Below are 15,262 nucleotides of genomic sequence, written 5' to 3'. Positions count from 1 at the left end.
CCGCGCCGCGGGACATTGGCCGGATCAGGACAGCATGGCGGCCGTCGCCGCAGCTCATTCCGTTTCGTAGGCGAGATTCGGGCGCAGCCACCGCTCGATTTCGGGAAGGGCGAGCCCGCGCCGCGCCGCGTAGTCCTCGGTCTGGTCGCGGCCGATCCGCCCGACGGTGAAGTACCGCGCGGACGGGTGCGCGAAGATCAGCCCGCTGACGCTGGCGGCCGGCGTCATCGCGTACGACTCGGTCAGCCCGATGCCGAGGCGGTCCGCGCCGAGCAGCTCGAACAGGTCCTTCTTCTCGCTGTGGTCGGGGCTCGCCGGGTAGCCGAGCGCGGGGCGGATGCCGCGGAACCGCTCGGCGTGCAGGTCCTCCAGCTTCGGGTCGGCGTCCGGCTCGAACCAGTCGCGCCGCGCCTGGAGGTGGGCGTACTCGGCGAACGCCTCGGCGAGCCGGTCCGCGAGCGCCTTCACCATGATCGACCGGTAGTCGTCGTTGTCGGCCTCGAACTGCGCGGCGAGCTGCTCCGCGCCGAGCACCGTGACCGCGAACCCGCCGAGGTGGTCTCCCGCCGGGGCGATGTAGTCGGCCAGGCACCGGTTGGGGCGGCCCGCCGGCTTGGCGGTCTGCTGCCGCAGCATCGGGAACCGCGTCCCGTCCTCGGTGTCGAGGACGATGTCGTCGCCGTCGGAGTGCGCGGGCCAGAACGCGTAGGCGCCGCGGGCGCGCAGCAGCCCGTCCGCGATGATCTTGTCGAGCAGGCTGTTGCCGTCGTCGAACAGCTCGCGCGCGACCGGCTGGTCGAGGATCGCCGGGTACTTGCCCTTCAGCTCCCAGGCGAGGAAGAAGAACTGCCAGTCGATCATCGCGCGCAGCTCCTCGAGACCGGGCTCGAGGACGCGCACCCCGGTGAAGGCGGGCACGGGCAGGTCGTCGAAGGGCACGGTCTCGCGGTTCGCGCGGGCCTGCTCGATCGTCAGCATCGGCGCGCGCTGCTTCTTCTCGTGCTGCTCGCGGAGCCGCTGCTGCTCCTCGGCGTTGGAGATCGCCAGCGCGTCGGCGCGCTCGGGGTCGAGCAGGTCCGAGACGACCCCGACGACGCGGGAGGCGTCCAGCACGTGCACGGTCGTCTGGTCGTAGGCGGGCGCGATCCGCACCGCAGTGTGCTGGCGGGAGGTGGTGGCGCCGCCGATCAGCAGCGGCAGGTTCATCCCCCGGCGCTGCATCTCGGTGGCGACCGACACCATCTCGTCCAGCGACGGGGTGATCAACCCGGACAGCCCGACCGCGTCGGCGCCCTCCGCGATCGCGGTGTCGAGGATCTTCGCGGCGGGCACCATCACGCCGAGGTCGACCACGTCGTAGTTGTTGCAGCCGAGGACGACGCCGACGATGTTCTTGCCGATGTCGTGCACGTCGCCCTTGACCGTCGCGAGGACGATCTTGCCCTGGCCGCGGTCGTCCTGGACGCGGCCCTCGGCCAGCGCCTTCTCCTTCTCGGCCTCCATGAACGGTTCCAGGTAGGCCACCGAGCGCTTCATCGCGCGGGCGCTCTTGACCACCTGCGGCAGGAACATCTTGCCGGACCCGAACAGGTCGCCGACGACCTTCATGCCGTCCATCAGCGGGCCCTCGATGACGTCGAGCGGGCGCGGCAGCTTCTGCCGGGCCTCCTCGGTGTCCTCCTCGATGAAGTCGACGATCCCGTGCACGAGGGCGTGCGACAGCCGCTGCTCCACCGGCGCGTCCCGCCAGGACAGGTCGACCTCGCGGCGCGTCCCCTTGCCCTTGACGTTCTCGGCGAACGACACGAGCCGGTCGGTGGCGTCCGGGCGCCGGTCGAACAGCACGTCCTCGACGAGTTCGAGCAGGTCGGCGGGGATGTCCTCGTAGACGGCGAGCTGCCCGGCGTTGACGATGCCCATGTCCAGCCCGGCCTTCACCGCGTGGAACAGGAACGCCGAGTGCATCGCCTCGCGGACGACCTCGTTGCCACGGAACGAGAACGACAGGTTCGAGATGCCGCCGCTGGTGCGGGCGCCGGGGCAGCGCTCCTTGATCCGCGGCAGCGCGTCGATGAACGCCTTGGCGTAGCCGTTGTGCTCGGCGATGCCGGTCGCGACGGCCAGCACGTTCGGGTCGAAGATGATGTCCTCGGGCGCGAACCCGGCCCGCTGCGTGAGCAGGTCGTAGGCGCGGCCGCAGATCTCCACCTTGCGGTCGGCGGTGTCGGCCTGGCCCTGCTCGTCGAACGCCATGACGACGACGCCGGCGCCGAAGTCGCGGATGCGGCGGGCCTGCTCCAGGAAGGGCTCCTCGCCCTCCTTGAGGCTGATCGAGTTGACGACGCCCTTGCCCTGGACGGTCTTCAGCCCGGCCTCCAGCACGCTCCACCGCGAGCTGTCCACCATGATCGGGATGCGGGCCACCTCGGGCTCGGTCGCGATCAGGTTGAGGAACGTGGTCATCTCCCGCTCGCTGTCGAGCAGGTCGGCGTCCATGTTGACGTCGAGGAGGTTGGCGCCGCCGCGCACCTGCTCCAGCGCCACGTCCACGGCGCCCTGGTGGTCGCCCGCCTCGATGAGCTTGCGGAACCGCTTGGAGCCGGTGACGTTGGTGCGCTCGCCGATCATGACGAAGCCGGTGTCCCGGCCGATCTCGAACGGCTCCAGGCCGCTGAAGCGGGTCGCGGCGCCGGGCGCGGCGACCTCGCGCGGGGCGCTGCCGCGCACCGCGCCGGCGATGCGGGCGATGTGCGCGGGGCCCGTGCCGCAGCAGCCGCCGACGGCGTTGACCATGCCGGCCGCGGCGAAGTCGCCGAGCTTGACGCCCATCTCGTCCGGCGTCTGGTCGTAGCCGCCGAAGGCGTTCGGCAGGCCCGCGTTCGGGTGGCAGGCGGTGTAGGTGTCGGCGAGGCGCGCGAGCTCCTCGACGTGCGGGCGCATCTCCTCGGCGCCCAGCGAGCAGTTCACGCCGACGACCAGCGGCTCGGCGTGCTCGATCGAGCGCCAGAACGCCTCGACGGTCTGCCCGGACAGCGTCCGGCCGGACAGGTCGACGATCGTCACCGAGATCCACAGCGGCAGCTCGGGGGCGACCTCGCGGGCCGCGGCGATGGCGGCCTTCGCGTTCAGCGTGTCGAAGATCGTCTCGATCAGCAGCAGGTCGACGCCGCCCTCGGCGAGGCCCGCGATCTGCTCCGCGTAGGAGGCCTTGACCTGGTCGAAGGTGACGGCGCGGTAGGCCGGGTCCTCGACGCGGGGCGACAGCGACAGGGTGACGTTGAGCGGGCCGACGGACCCGGCGACGAACCGGTTCCCGTACTCGTCGGCCGCCTGCCGGGCGAGCCGGGCGCCCTGCACGTTCATCTCGCGGACCAGGCCCTCCAGCCCGTAGTCCGCCTGCCCGATGCTGGTCGCGGTGAAGGTGTTCGTGGTCGTGACGTCGGCGCCGGCCTCGAGGTACTGCCGGTGGACGTCCAGGATCACGTCGGGGCGGGTGAGGTTCAGCAGGTCGGGGTCGCCGGTGACGTCCTTCTCGTGGTCGCCGCCGATGAGCTCGCCCCGGTAGTCCTCGGGGGTGAGCCCGGCGCCCTGGAGCATCGTGCCCCACGCCCCGTCGAGCACCACGATCCGCTCGTCCAGAAGCCCGCGCAGCTCTTCGGTCATGCCCACCAGCCACCTCCCGTGTCGTTGGGAGGCGCCCTTGCGTGTTCCGGTCTCGGGCCGAGCGTGGCGGACGCCCGCGCGTCCGTTGCAGCGCCTCTCGGCCCGTGTCCGAGGTTACCGAATGGACCCGGCGCCTGTGAAACTCCCGCCCCCCTTTCCCGTACGACCCCAGGCGGGAGCGGGTGCGGTCAGGGGCGGCCGCAGGCGCGGAGCAGCGCCGCGGTGAACGCGCCGGGGTCGAAGGCCGGGAGGACGGCGGCGAGGTGGCCGTCGGGACGGACGAGGTGGACGGTGTCGGGGCCCGCCCGCAGCGCGGCCCGGACGGCGCCGGAGGCGTCGATCGCGTCCAGGGCGTGGACCGCGAGGGGGACGCCGGCCGCCGACGCGCGGATCCGGTCGCACCGCTCCCCGGCGGCGGCCAGGGCGACGAACCCCGTGCCGAACAGCCGCCGCAGCCGGGTCGCGCGCCCGCCGGCGATGCAGGGGCCGTCGGGGCAGAGGACGCCGGGGACCGGCGGGCGGGCGGCCCCGGCGGCGCGCGGGAACCCGTCGGCGGGCCCGGACGGGGTGGTCAGCGGCGAGTCCAGGTACCAGTACGGTTCGGCGAGCTTGCCCGAGTCGATGCGGGCGCGCGCGCCGGGGTCGGTGAGCGCGGCGTCCAGAGCGGTCCGCCGCCGTTCCCTCTCCTCGTCGGTGTGGGGGACGAGGAACTCCATCGTGCGGGTGGTGACCGCGAGGTTCTCCTGCGCGGCCGCCCGGCGCTCGGTGTCGTAGCTCGCGAGGAGGAGCTCGGAGCCGTGGCCGCGGCGGGCGAACGCGATCTTCCAGGCGAGGTTCTCGGCGTCCTGGACGCCGGAGTTCAGCCCGCGCGCCCCGAACGGCGCGTACAGGTGCGCCGCGTCCCCCGCCAGGAACGCCCGGCCGCGGCGGAACGTCTCGGCGCACCGCTGGTGGAAGCGGTACACCGACGCCCACACGATCTCGTAGGGGGCGTCGCCGGTGATCTCCCGGATGCGGGCGCCCAGCGCCCCGGAGGCGCGCTCGGCCTCGAAGTCGTAGCCGGCGGGCATCTGCCAGTCGATCCGCCACGTCCGGTCGGGGCACTGGTGCACGAGCACCTGCCGGCCGGGGTTCCACGCGGGGTCGAAGTGGAACCGGCGCTCGTTCGGGAAGGGCAGGTCGGCGCGGACGTCGCAGATGAGGAACCGGTCGTCGAACGAGCGGCCGGGGAACCCGACGCCGAGGAGCCGGCGGACCGCGCTGTGCGGCCCGTCCGCCCCGATCAGATGGGTTCCGGCGACGGAGGTCTCGCCGTCCGGGGTCTCCGCGCGGACCCGCACTCCGTCCTCGTCCTGGTGGAGGCCGGTGACGCGGTGCCCGTACCGGACGTCCACCAGCGGCTCGGCGTCCGCCAGGTCGCGCAGGTACCGTTCGACCTCGGCCTGCGAGATGTTGATCCAGGGCGGGACGTCGCCGCGCCCGGTGCCGGGGAAAGTGACCGCGAACAGCTCGGTGCCGCGGTAGTAGGTGCGGCCGGTCGTCCAGGTGACGCCGCGCGCGATCATCCGCTCGGCGCAGCCGACGCGGTCCAGGACGTCGAGGACGTCGCGCTGGAAGCAGATCGCCTTGGACCCTGCCGGCTCGCACCGGTCCGCGGCCTCCAGGACGGTCGCGGGCACGCCGGCCCTCGCCAGCAGCAGCGCGGCGACCAGGCCCACCGGCCCGGCCCCGGCCACGACGACCGGCGCGTCCGGTGCGTCGGCCGGTGCGTCCGGCCCGGCCGGTGCCGGGTCAGCCCTGGAGCTCATCCCAGACGGCCCGGTCGCGCTCGGCGGTCCAGATGGCGGGGCGCTCGACGCCGGACAGCTCGTCCCACAGCCGGGACACGTCGAACGGCAGGCAGTGCTCGAAGATCGGCCACCGCCCGTACTCCGGCTCCAGCTCGGCGTGGACCGCCTCGAACGCCTCCTTCGGCGTCCCGCCGCGCCCCTGCACGGCCGTCACCTCGCGGATCATCACCTGAAGGAAGTGCCGCGTCTGCCCGATCGCCGCGTCCACCGCCTCCCGGCCGGCCGCCACCGCGCCGCGGCCGCCCACCAGCGCCTCGGCGCCCAGGGCCGCGACCCGGTCCAGCGTCCCCGACGCCCAGTCCCGGTGGAAGGCGTCCCCGGTGTAGAGCGCCGCCTGCGCCTCCACGAGGTCACCGGCGAACAGCACCTTGTGCTTCGGCAGCCACGCCACGATGTCGCCCTCGGTGTGCCCGCGCCCGCAGTACCGCAGCACCAGCTCGCCGCGGTCGCCGCCGAGCTGGATGGTGAACCGGTCGCTGAACGTCGCCGTCGGCCACGTCAGGCCGGGAATCGACGCCGGCTCCTTGAACAGCCGCGGCATCCGCCCGAGCTCCGACTCCCAGTCCTGCCGCCCGCGCTCGGCGACCAGCTCGCGGGTCTTCTCGTGCGCCACGATGACGTCGGCGCCGAACGCGCTCGCGCCCAGCACCCGCACCGCGTGGTAGTGCGACAGCACCAGGTACCGGACGGGCTTGTCGGTGTGCTCGCGCAGCATCGACAGCCACTCGCGCGCCGCCACCGGCGTGGCGAGCGCCTCGAAACACACGACGAAGTCCTCGGCCTCGACCGCGCCGACGTTCGGATCGCCTTCGGCGGTCAGCGCGTAGACGCCGTCCGCCAGCACCTCCAGGCTCCGCTCCTTCTCCGCCAGGTCGGCCGACGACGCGAACGGTTTCATCCCTGGTCCCTCCCCGCGGTCACGCGGACTCGGCCACCCTGGTGTCCTGCCCGCTTCCGGCGCCCCTACTTGCCGATGAACCCCTTCGACTGGAGCCAGGTCTGCGCGACGTCGGTGGGCTCCTTGCCCCTGATGTCGACCTCGCCGTTGAGGGTCTGCAGGACGGAGTCGGTGAGCGCCGCCGCGATCGGATTCATGATCTTCTCGATGGCCGGATGGTCCTTGTCGACCGCGTCGCGCACGGTCAGCGCGGGGTTGTAGACGGGGAAGAACTTCCTGTCGTCGGGGATCGAGGTGAGGCCGAGCGCCTTGATGCGGCCGTCGGTCGTCGCGACCTCCCCGAAGTCGCACGGCTTCCCCTTGCCGATGGCGTCGTAGATGGCGCCTTCGGCGAGGGTCGCGACCGACGACTTCGGCAGCGTGAACCCGTACGCCTTCTGCAGCCCGGGCCAGCCGTCGCTGCGCCCGGCGAACTCGCTGGCCACGCAGGTGGACGCCTTCGCCGGGTCGGTGTGCGCCAGCTTGGCGTAGCCGGACAGGTCCGTGATGCCGAGCCGCTGCATCGTCGTCGTCTTCACGGCGATGGCGTAGGTGTTGTTGGCGGGCGCGGCGGCCAGCCATTTCACGTGGTTCTTGCCGAGGTCCTGCTGCGCGACGGCCTGGTACTGCTCGGTGGGGTTGTTGAGCGGCTTGGTGTTCTTCAGGTAGTTGATCCAGGCCGTTCCGGTGTACTCCCAGTACATGTCGATGCTGCCGGACGTCAGCGCGGCGCGCGTGGTGTTGCTGCCCTGCAGCCCGCACTTCTCCTTGACGGTCGCGCCCGCCGACCGCAGCGCCAGCGCCGTGATCTGGCAGAGGACGAGCTGCTCGGTGAACTCCTTGCCGCCGACCGTGACGGTGGCGCCCTTCAGCGAGTTGCCCTTGGCCAGGCTGCCCGCCTTGGCACCGGTGCCGGACGAGCTGAAGCACCCGGCGGTCAGGCCGACGGCGGCGACGGAGGCGACGATGGGGAGCAGGCGCATGGTGACTCTCCTCAGGGGGATTCAGATGCCGCGCGGGCGCAGGTAGTGCTCGACGATGCCGATGAGCCAGTCCGCCGCCATCGCCAGCACGGCGGTCAGGACGCTGCCGGTGAGCAGGATCGGGGTCCGGTTCAGCGCGATGCCGGTGTTGATGAGGTCGCCGAGGCCGCCCGCGTTGGTGAACGCGGCGAGCGTCGCGCTCCCGACGTTGAGGATCACCGCGACCCGGACGCTGGCGAGGATCACCGGCACGGCGAGCGGCAGCTCCACGCGCAGCAGCACCGCCGTCCGGGACAGCCCGATGCCGCGCCCGGCGTCGATCAGCGAGCGGTCGACGCCCTGCAGCCCCACCATGGTGTTGCGGAGCACGGGCAGCGCGGACACGAGGATGAGCGCGATCACCGCCTTCTGGAAGCCGATGCCGACCGTGACGGCGAGCAGCACCAGCACCCCGATGGACGGGACGGCCTGCCCGACGTTTGCCAGCGCGAGGAACGGCGCCGCCAGGGGCCGCAGCCCCGGCCGGGTCAGCAGCACGCCGAGCGGGATCGCGATCGCGAGGACGAGGGCCGTCGACGCCGCCACCAGCTCGATGTGCTCGACGAACCGCTGGGTGATCACGTCCCGGTTGATCGAGCGCTTCTCGATCGCGTCGAGGTGCCGTCCGTGCAGGTAGGCGAAGAGGGCGGCGGTCGCCACGACGAGGACGACGGGCGTCGCGATCATCCCGGTGGCGGAGCGCGGCCCCCTGTCCCCGGCGGTCTCGTCCCGCGCGGGCCGGCCGCCGCGCGGGCCGTCGGGACGGCCGTCGAGCATCGCGGTGACGCTCATCGGCGGCCGCTCTCCCGGCCCGGCGCCTCCGTCAGCGGCCGCTCGCCGGACGGCGGCCCGGCGTGCGGCCCGCCGGACGCCTCGGACGCCTCGGACGGCGGCCCGGCGGGCGGTGACCCGCCGCCGCTCGGCGTCTCCCGCACGATGGTCGACCAGGAGACGGCGCCGGCGGGCCGCCCGTCCTCGTCCAGCACGACCGCGCCCTCGTGGCCGGCCCGCAGCATCGCGTCGAGCGCCTCGTACAGGCTCTGGTCCGCGCGCACGCTCGTCGACACGGCGCCGACCGCCTCGACCGGCACCAGCCCGATCGACCCGACCTCGACCAGCCTTAGTCGCCGCATCGCCGCGCCCGCCCCGACGAACGACGCCACGAACGCGTCCGCGGGCTCGGCGAGGATCGCCGCGGGCGTGTCGTACTGGACGAGCCGGGCGTGCTCGCCGAGCATCGCGATCCGGTCGCCGAGCTTGAGCGCCTCCGTCAGATCGTGCGTGACCAGCACGATCGTCTTGCCGATCCGCGCCTGCAGCTCCAGGAACGCGTCCTGCAGCCGCTCCCGCGTGATGGGGTCGAGCGCGCCGAACGGCTCGTCCATCAGCATCGCGGGCGGGTCGGCGGCGAGCGCGCGGGCCACCCCGACCCGCTGCTGCTGCCCGCCCGACAGCTCCTTGGGGTAGCGGCCCCGGAACGTCCCCGGGTCCAGGCCGACCATGTCGAGCAGCTCGTCGACGCGGGCGCGGACGCGCTTCCTGTCCCAGCCGAGGGTGCGCGGGATGAGGCCGATGTTCCCCGCGATCGTCATGTGCGGGAACAGCCCGACCTGCTGGATGACGTAGCCGATGCGGCGGCGCAGCTCGTCGGGGTTCACCCGGGTGACGTCCTCGCCGTCGAGGAAGATGCGCCCCTCGGTGGGCTCGATCAGCCGGTTGACGAGCCGCAGCGTCGTCGTCTTGCCGCAGCCGGACGGCCCGAGCAGCACGACGATCTCGCCCTCCCGGACGCTCAGCGTGAGCCCGTCGACGGCCGGGGCGTCCTGCCCCGGGTAGCGCTTGGTGACGCCGTCGAGCCGGATCATCTCCGTCATCGCATGCCCCTCGGTGTGGTCAGCCGCGCCACCGCGGCGAACAGCAGGTCCAGGGCGAGCGCGAGCAGCGCGACGCCGAGCGTGCCGGCCAGCGTGTCGTTCAGCGCGTTCGCGCCGCCGATCCGCGACAGCCCCCCGAAGATCAGCTCGCCGAGCCCGGGGCCGGCGACGGCGGCGGCGATCGCGGCGATCGCGACCGTCATGATCGTGGCGACCCGGACGCCGGTGAGCACGACCGGCCAGGCCAGCGGCAGCCGGATCCGCAGCAGCCGGCTCGCGCGGCCCATCCCCATGCCGCGGGCGGCCTCCTCGACCGCGCCCGGCACCGACTCCAGGCCGGTGATCGTGTTGCGCAGGATCGGGAACACCGCGTACAGCACGAGCGCCGTGATCGTCGGTGCCAGGCCCAGCCCGAACAGCGGGATCAGCAGCCCGAACAGCGCCAGCGACGGGACGGTCAGCATCGTGCCGGTGACGCCGAGCGCGAGCCGGCTCAGCCGCGGCCGGCCCTCCACCGCGATGCCGAGGCCGATCCCGACCACCGCGGCGATGCCGACGGCGATCAGCACCACCTCGGCGTGCTCGGCCATCTCCCGCGCGATCGTCGGCCACCGGTCGGCGAGGTAGTCGGAGAAGCTCACGCGCACCCCCCGTCGCTCAGCCGCTCGCCCGGCGGTGGGGGCGGCGGAACCGAAGCGGGAACGGTCGGCTGGAGGGATCCCATCGTGACCTTCTCATGGGGACCGGCGCCTGCACACGTGGACGGAACCGCCTCATGGGCGTCTACAAGAAGCGGCTGGCCATCCGCCCGACCCCGAAAGATTCGATCCGTATGCGGATGAACACGCATTGCGTCTACCGTGTTGTTGTTGCCGTGGGGGGAGGGTGGCTGGCCTTGAGACGGGCGTACAAGTTCCTTCTCCGGCCCACCGCCCGCCAAGAACAGGCGTTGCGGGAGATGCTTGCCGATCATTGCTCGCTCTATAACGGAGCATTGCAGGAGCGGCGGGAGGCCTACCGGCACGTTTCCAAGACGAGAGTCCGGTACGGGGATCAGTCGGCGCAACTGAAGGAGATCCGGGCGTTCGATCCCCAACGTCAAGGGCGGTGGTCGTTCTCGTCTCAGCAGGCCACATTGCGGCGGTTGAACCGGGCGTTCGAGGCGTTCTTCCGCCGCGTCAAGACCGGCCAGACGCCCGGCTACCCGAGGTTCAAGGGCGTCGGGCATTTCGACACGGTGGAGTTCCCCAAAGACGGTGACGGATGCCGCTGGGATTCCACGCCCCAGGACCCCCAGACCCGTGTCCGGCTGCAAGGCGTCGGGCACATTCGGGTGCACCGGCACCGACCCGTCGTCGGACGAGTGAAAACCATCAGTGTCAAGCGTGAGGGGCGCCGCTGGTTCGTGGTGCTGTCCTGTGACGACGTGCCTACCGAGCCCCTTGCACCTACTGGCTCGGTCGTCGGCATCGACATGGGCGTGACGTATCTGCTCACCACCTCCAAGGGCGAGCGCGTCCACAACCCGCGCTTCTTCACGTCGATGGCCGAGGAACTTGCCGAAGCGCAGCGCCACCTGGCGACATTCCCCCGACGCACCCGCCGGCGCACCAAGAGGCACCGGGCGGCGGCTCGCAAGGTCGCCAGGCTGCACGCCAAGATTCGGCGTCAGCGACTCGACCATCACCACAAGACCGCACTGGAGCTGGCGCGCGACCACGACATGATCGCCTGCGAGAAGCTCAACACCGCGGGCATGACGAGGGCTCCTGTGCCCAAGCCCGCACCCGAACACGAAGGGGCGTACCTGCCGAACGGCGCCGCTGCCAAAGCGGGTCTGAACAAGAGCATTCTTGACGCGGGTTGGGGGCAGTTCCTGAGAATCCTGGCGGACAAGGCTGAAAGCGCCGGCCGCCGGGTGATCCTGGTGGACGCCCGCAACACCTCCCGGACCTGTCCGCCTTTCGCCGGGGGATGCGGGCACGTCGCTGGGCAGAACCGCCTCACCCAAGCAAGATTCGAGTGCACCGTGTGCGGGTTCGCCGGCAACGCCGACCACGTCGGGGCCTTGAACATCCTGCATCGGGCCGGGCCGGCCCGCTGCGCGGCGGCCTAGCCACCGACGCAGGAAGCCCGCGACTTCCGTCGTGGATGGGGTCACATCAGAAGAGGCTGCCTACGGGTGATCAATATGGCAAGAAAAGTCAGGACACAGATCTGTTAACCGGGACTCAGCCGGGTTCGTCCCTCAGGTGGCGCAGCAGCAGCGCCAGGTCCAGCCGCAGCCGCCCGCCGGGCGCCTGGAAGGAGAATCCGAGCCGCCGTTCCGCGTGCGACAGCCGCGCCGCGATCGTGCTGTGGTGGCGGTGCACGCGGGCGGCGGCCTTGCGGGTCGAGCCCGTCGCGCAGAACGCGACCAGCACCGCGAGGACGTCGCCGCCGTGCGGTTCGGCGGCGAGCCGGTCGAGCGCCGCCACGTCCGCGACCCGGGCGATGTCCTCCGGCCGCAGCCGCGCGGCGATCGCGGCGAGCCCGCCGAGCCGGTCGTGGCGCACCACGGTCGGCAGGCCGTCGCCGAGGGTCGTGAACCGCAGCGCCGACCGGGCCAGCCGCCACGCGTCCGGCGCCTCGGCGCCCGGCAGCGCGGGCCCGACCCCGATCCGCGTCCCGTCCGGCGTCCGGTCCTCCAGGTCCGCCGGGACGTCCCGCGCCAGGACGGCGTGCACGTGCCCGAGCACCGCGGCGCGCGCGTCCCGGCCGAGGACGCCGAGGACCGCCGCCGCGTCGCCGCCCGCGACGGCCAGAACGTGCAGCGGCGCGGACGGCTCGAACCGCATCGCCCGCAGCGCGCGGCACCGGTCGGCCTCCGCGGCGTCCGCCGCCACGACCAGGTCCACCAGGGCGGCGTCGTCCCGCTCGTCGCGCTCGCGCTCCAGCAGCACCGTCGCGGCGAAGGCGAACCGCTCCAGCACGATCTCGTCCAGCGGCAGCGGCGCGCCCGGCCGCTCCAGCCACACGATGCCGGTCTCTGCGAACTCCCGGACGGCCCGCTCCCCCGCCGCCTCCCCCGGCGCGGCGCCCGGCTCCGAGCGCAGCGAGATCCCGCGCGCCGGGTCGGCCAGCCCGGCGGGGCACTCGGCGAGCGTCGCGGTGGCGCGCACCAGGGCGTGCGGGCTCGCGCGTCCCGCGATCAGCCGGTCGAAGAAGCCGATCACCCGGACGGCGTTCTCCGCGTCGGCGTCCAGCCCCGACAACCGCAGGAGCAGCCCCTTCATGGACGGATCGTACGCCACCCGACGATCGGCGGATTCCGGTCCGCGATCCCCGCCGGTCGGCGGCTGGGCGGGACCGCCGACCGCGACGAAACTGGTGGTCGGCCGCCGAGAGGAGCCGGAACGTGACGTACGCCTTCGACCCGGAGCTCGCCCCGTGGATCTCCATGATCCCCGAGATCACGCTGACCGACCCCGCAGCGATGCGGGACGCCGACGACCGGCTCCTCGCCGCGCACCCCCGGTACGAGCCGCCCGTCCCGGTCGACGTCCGCGACGTCGCCGTCCCCGGGCCCGGCGGCGCGCCGGCGGTGCCGGTGCGGATCTTCACCCCGGCGGGGGCCGGCGGGCGGCTGCCCGGCCTGCTCTACATCCACGGCGGCGGGTTCGTCCTCGGCAGCGTCGACGCCTCCCACGACGACGCGCTGTGCATCGCCGCGGAGGTCGGCGCGGTCGTGCTGTCGGTGGAGTACCGGCTCGCGCCCGAGCACCCGTTCCCCGCCGGCCTGGAGGACTGCTACGCCGCGCTGACCTGGACCGCCGCCAACGCCGCCGACCTCGGCATCGACCCCGGCCGGCTCGCGGTGGGCGGCGAGAGCGCCGGCGGCGGCCTGTCCGCCGCGACCGCGCTGCTGGCCCGCGACCGCGGCGGCCCCGCGCTCTGCTTCCAGCTCCTCGGCATCCCCGAGCTCGACGACCGGCTCGACACCCCGTCGATGCGCGCGTTCCACGACACCCCGATCTGGAACCGCCCGAACGCCGAGCTGAGCTGGGACTACTACCTCGGCGAGGGCGTCCGCGGCACCGCCGGGGTCTCCCCCTACGCGGCGCCCGCCCGCGCCGAGGACCTCACCGGCCTCCCGCCCGCCTACGTCACCACCTGCGAGTTCGACCCGCTCCGCGACGAGGGCCTCGCGTACGCGCTGCGGCTCGTCCAGGCGGGCGTGGGGACGGAGGTGCACCACTACCCGGGGACCTTCCACGGCTCCGGGCTGATCCCGGACGCCGCCGTCTCCCGGCGCATGGCCGCCGACCGCCTCGGCGTGCTCCGCCGCGCGCTGCGCACCGTCGAGCAGCCCGTGTAGGCACGGCGACCCGCGCGGGGCGTCCTACCGGGACGTCCCGCGCGCCCGCGCCGCGGCGGCGAGACCGGCGCGGCGCCCGAAGAACGAGCCTTCGCCGAGCTGGGTGCCGGAGCAGTACCCGGCGCCGTCCTGGGCGATGTTGGACGCGCAGGCGCCGGCCGCGTAGAGCCCGCCGATGACCGACCCGTCGGCCCGCCGGACCTCGCCGTCGGCCGTGGTCGCCATGCCGCCGAGGGTGAAACCGGCGTACAGGGCGGTGCCGAGGGTCAGGTCGTAGACGCCCCACGGGCCCTTCGTCTGCGGCGCCAGCCAGTCGGGGTGCTTGTGGAAGTCGGGGTCCTCGCCCCGCGCCGCGTGCTCGTTGTAGCGCGCCATCGTCGCCGCGAGCGAGCCGGGAGGCAGCTCCAGGCCGGCCTCCATCTCCTCGATCGTCTCGTAGCCGTCCTTCAGCGGGACGAGCGGCATCCGCTGCTCCTCCATGTGGTCGCTGTCGGCGATGAGGTACGCCGCCGCGCCCGGCTGCCGGAGCACGAAGTACGAGGTGCGCGCGTGGTAGCTGTCCTCGGCCACGAACCGCTTGCCGCGGTTGTTGACGATCAGCCCCTTGACCAGCGACGACGGCGGGTAGAACGGGGCGGTGATGAACGGCTCGTCCATGTGCTCCAGCGCCGCGCCGGCCGACTGGCCGAGCCGGATGCCGAGCCCGTCGTCGTAGGTGCCGCCCAGCGTGAACAGCTTCTCGCCGAGGGCCGGCGTGTAGGCGGCGACCATGTCCGCGTTCATCACGAACCCGCCGGCCGCGATCACCACCCCGGCGGCGGCGACCACGCCCGTCCGGTCGAAGTTCCGCCACGCGACGCCGGCGACCGCGCCGTCACCGTCCACCACCAGGTTGGTGGCGCCGGTCTCGTAGCGGACCTCGACGCCGGCCTCCTCGACGCGGTCCCGCAGCAGGTCCATCACGATCTTGGTGCCCTCGGTGTCGCCCGGCACCGGCACCTTGTGGCCGCGCGGCGCCGGCGGGACCCCGTCGCGGAACGGCCACACCTTCTCGTTGCCGGTGAACATCAGCCCCTCCGTGCCGGGCTGGATCACCGCCTTCCCCGGGAAGTAGGAGCGCTCGAACGCGAACCCCAGCGCCTCCAGCCAGTCGAAGTGCTCGACCGACCCGTCGCAGTAGAGCCGGATCTTCTCCTCGTCCGGGTCCTTCGTGCTCGCCATCAGGTAGCGCGCCATCGCCTCGGCCGTGTCCTCGTGGCCGGTGGCCTTCTGGACGGCGGTGCCGCCGCCGAGGTAGAAGTGGCCGCCCGACATGCTCGACGTGCCGCCGTGGACGGCGGCGCGCTCCAGCAGCAGCACCCGGGCCCCCGAGCGCGCGGCCTCCAGCGCGGCGCAGCCTCCGGCGATCCCGAAGCCCACCACCACGACGTCGAACCGCTCGGCGTCGGCGGGCACGTCCGCGGCCGGCACCACCGCGGGGACGGCCGTTCCGGGAGAGGTCTGTGCGTTCATCGGTTCCCGTCTCGAATCACTGTGCTTCCGGGGGTCACTTCTGGGGT

11 protein-coding genes are annotated in these 15,262 nt (G+C 73.0%); 2 read left to right on the top strand and 9 right to left on the bottom strand.

Annotation, left to right across the window (positions count from 1 at the left end):
• Positions 1–54: 54 nt before the first annotated feature.
• The 7 genes from metH to amrb99_RS21795 all read right to left on the bottom strand — a co-directional run bounded on the left by metH (position 55) and on the right by amrb99_RS21795 (position 9,987).
• A complete protein-coding gene (gene metH / locus amrb99_RS21825) occupies positions 55–3,663 on the bottom strand; it encodes a methionine synthase (protein ID WP_190858908.1) in 3,609 nt (1,202 codons plus the stop codon).
• Between the two features lie 188 nt (positions 3,664–3,851).
• Complete coding sequence (locus tag amrb99_RS21820) at positions 3,852–5,471, bottom strand: FAD-dependent monooxygenase (RefSeq protein WP_190858830.1); 1,620 nt, start codon at positions 5,469–5,471, stop codon at positions 3,852–3,854.
• On the bottom strand, positions 5,455–6,411 hold the full coding sequence (locus tag amrb99_RS21815) for an MBL fold metallo-hydrolase (RefSeq protein ID WP_190858827.1): 957 nt from the start codon (positions 6,409–6,411) through the stop codon (positions 5,455–5,457). The genes amrb99_RS21820 and amrb99_RS21815 overlap by 17 nt, the downstream gene beginning before the upstream one ends.
• A gap of 65 nt (positions 6,412–6,476) precedes the next feature.
• Positions 6,477–7,433: a glycine betaine ABC transporter substrate-binding protein gene (locus amrb99_RS21810; protein ID WP_190858825.1), complete on the bottom strand. Its 957-nt coding sequence runs from the start codon at positions 7,431–7,433 to the stop codon at positions 6,477–6,479.
• Positions 7,434–7,454: 21 nt separating this feature from the next.
• Positions 7,455–8,264, bottom strand: coding sequence for an ABC transporter permease (locus amrb99_RS21805; protein ID WP_241755769.1), 810 nt, complete (start codon positions 8,262–8,264; stop codon positions 7,455–7,457).
• The gene (locus tag amrb99_RS21800; RefSeq protein WP_241755768.1) at positions 8,261–9,346 is read right to left on the bottom strand and encodes an ABC transporter ATP-binding protein; all 1,086 of its coding nucleotides are present in this window, start codon (positions 9,344–9,346) and stop codon (positions 8,261–8,263) included. The genes amrb99_RS21805 and amrb99_RS21800 overlap by 4 nt, the downstream gene beginning before the upstream one ends.
• Positions 9,343–9,987 carry an ABC transporter permease gene (locus amrb99_RS21795; RefSeq protein ID WP_347256784.1) on the bottom strand — a complete coding sequence of 215 codons (645 nt, stop codon included), beginning with the start codon at positions 9,985–9,987 and terminating at the stop codon, positions 9,343–9,345. Before amrb99_RS21795 ends, amrb99_RS21800 begins: the two co-directional genes overlap by 4 nt.
• Positions 9,988–10,121: 134 nt before the next feature.
• Here amrb99_RS21795 and amrb99_RS21790 point away from each other — a divergent pair, with 134 nt between their 5' ends.
• Positions 10,122–11,462, top strand: coding sequence for a transposase (locus amrb99_RS21790; RefSeq protein WP_241755767.1), 1,341 nt, complete (start codon positions 10,122–10,124; stop codon positions 11,460–11,462).
• Between the two features lie 115 nt (positions 11,463–11,577).
• Here the strand turns inward: amrb99_RS21790 and amrb99_RS21785 are convergent, their stop codons facing one another.
• Complete coding sequence (locus tag amrb99_RS21785; RefSeq protein WP_190858823.1) at positions 11,578–12,621, bottom strand: helix-turn-helix domain-containing protein; 1,044 nt, start codon at positions 12,619–12,621, stop codon at positions 11,578–11,580.
• A gap of 122 nt (positions 12,622–12,743) precedes the next feature.
• On the opposite strand from amrb99_RS21785, the gene amrb99_RS21780 reads away from it, so the two are divergent.
• A complete protein-coding gene (locus tag amrb99_RS21780) occupies positions 12,744–13,703 on the top strand; it encodes an alpha/beta hydrolase fold domain-containing protein (protein WP_190858821.1) in 960 nt (319 codons plus the stop codon).
• Positions 13,704–13,727: 24 nt separating this feature from the next.
• Here amrb99_RS21780 and amrb99_RS21775 read toward each other — a convergent pair whose 3' ends face one another.
• Positions 13,728–15,215: an FAD-binding protein gene (locus amrb99_RS21775; protein ID WP_190858819.1), complete on the bottom strand. Its 1,488-nt coding sequence runs from the start codon at positions 15,213–15,215 to the stop codon at positions 13,728–13,730.
• Positions 15,216–15,262: the final 47 nt, after the last annotated feature.

Origin of the sequence: Actinomadura sp. RB99, from assembly GCF_014706005.1 — a bacterium.
Classification (GTDB): domain Bacteria; phylum Actinomycetota; class Actinomycetes; order Streptosporangiales; family Streptosporangiaceae; genus Spirillospora.
This window is presented reverse-complemented; position numbering and strand designations above follow the sequence as displayed.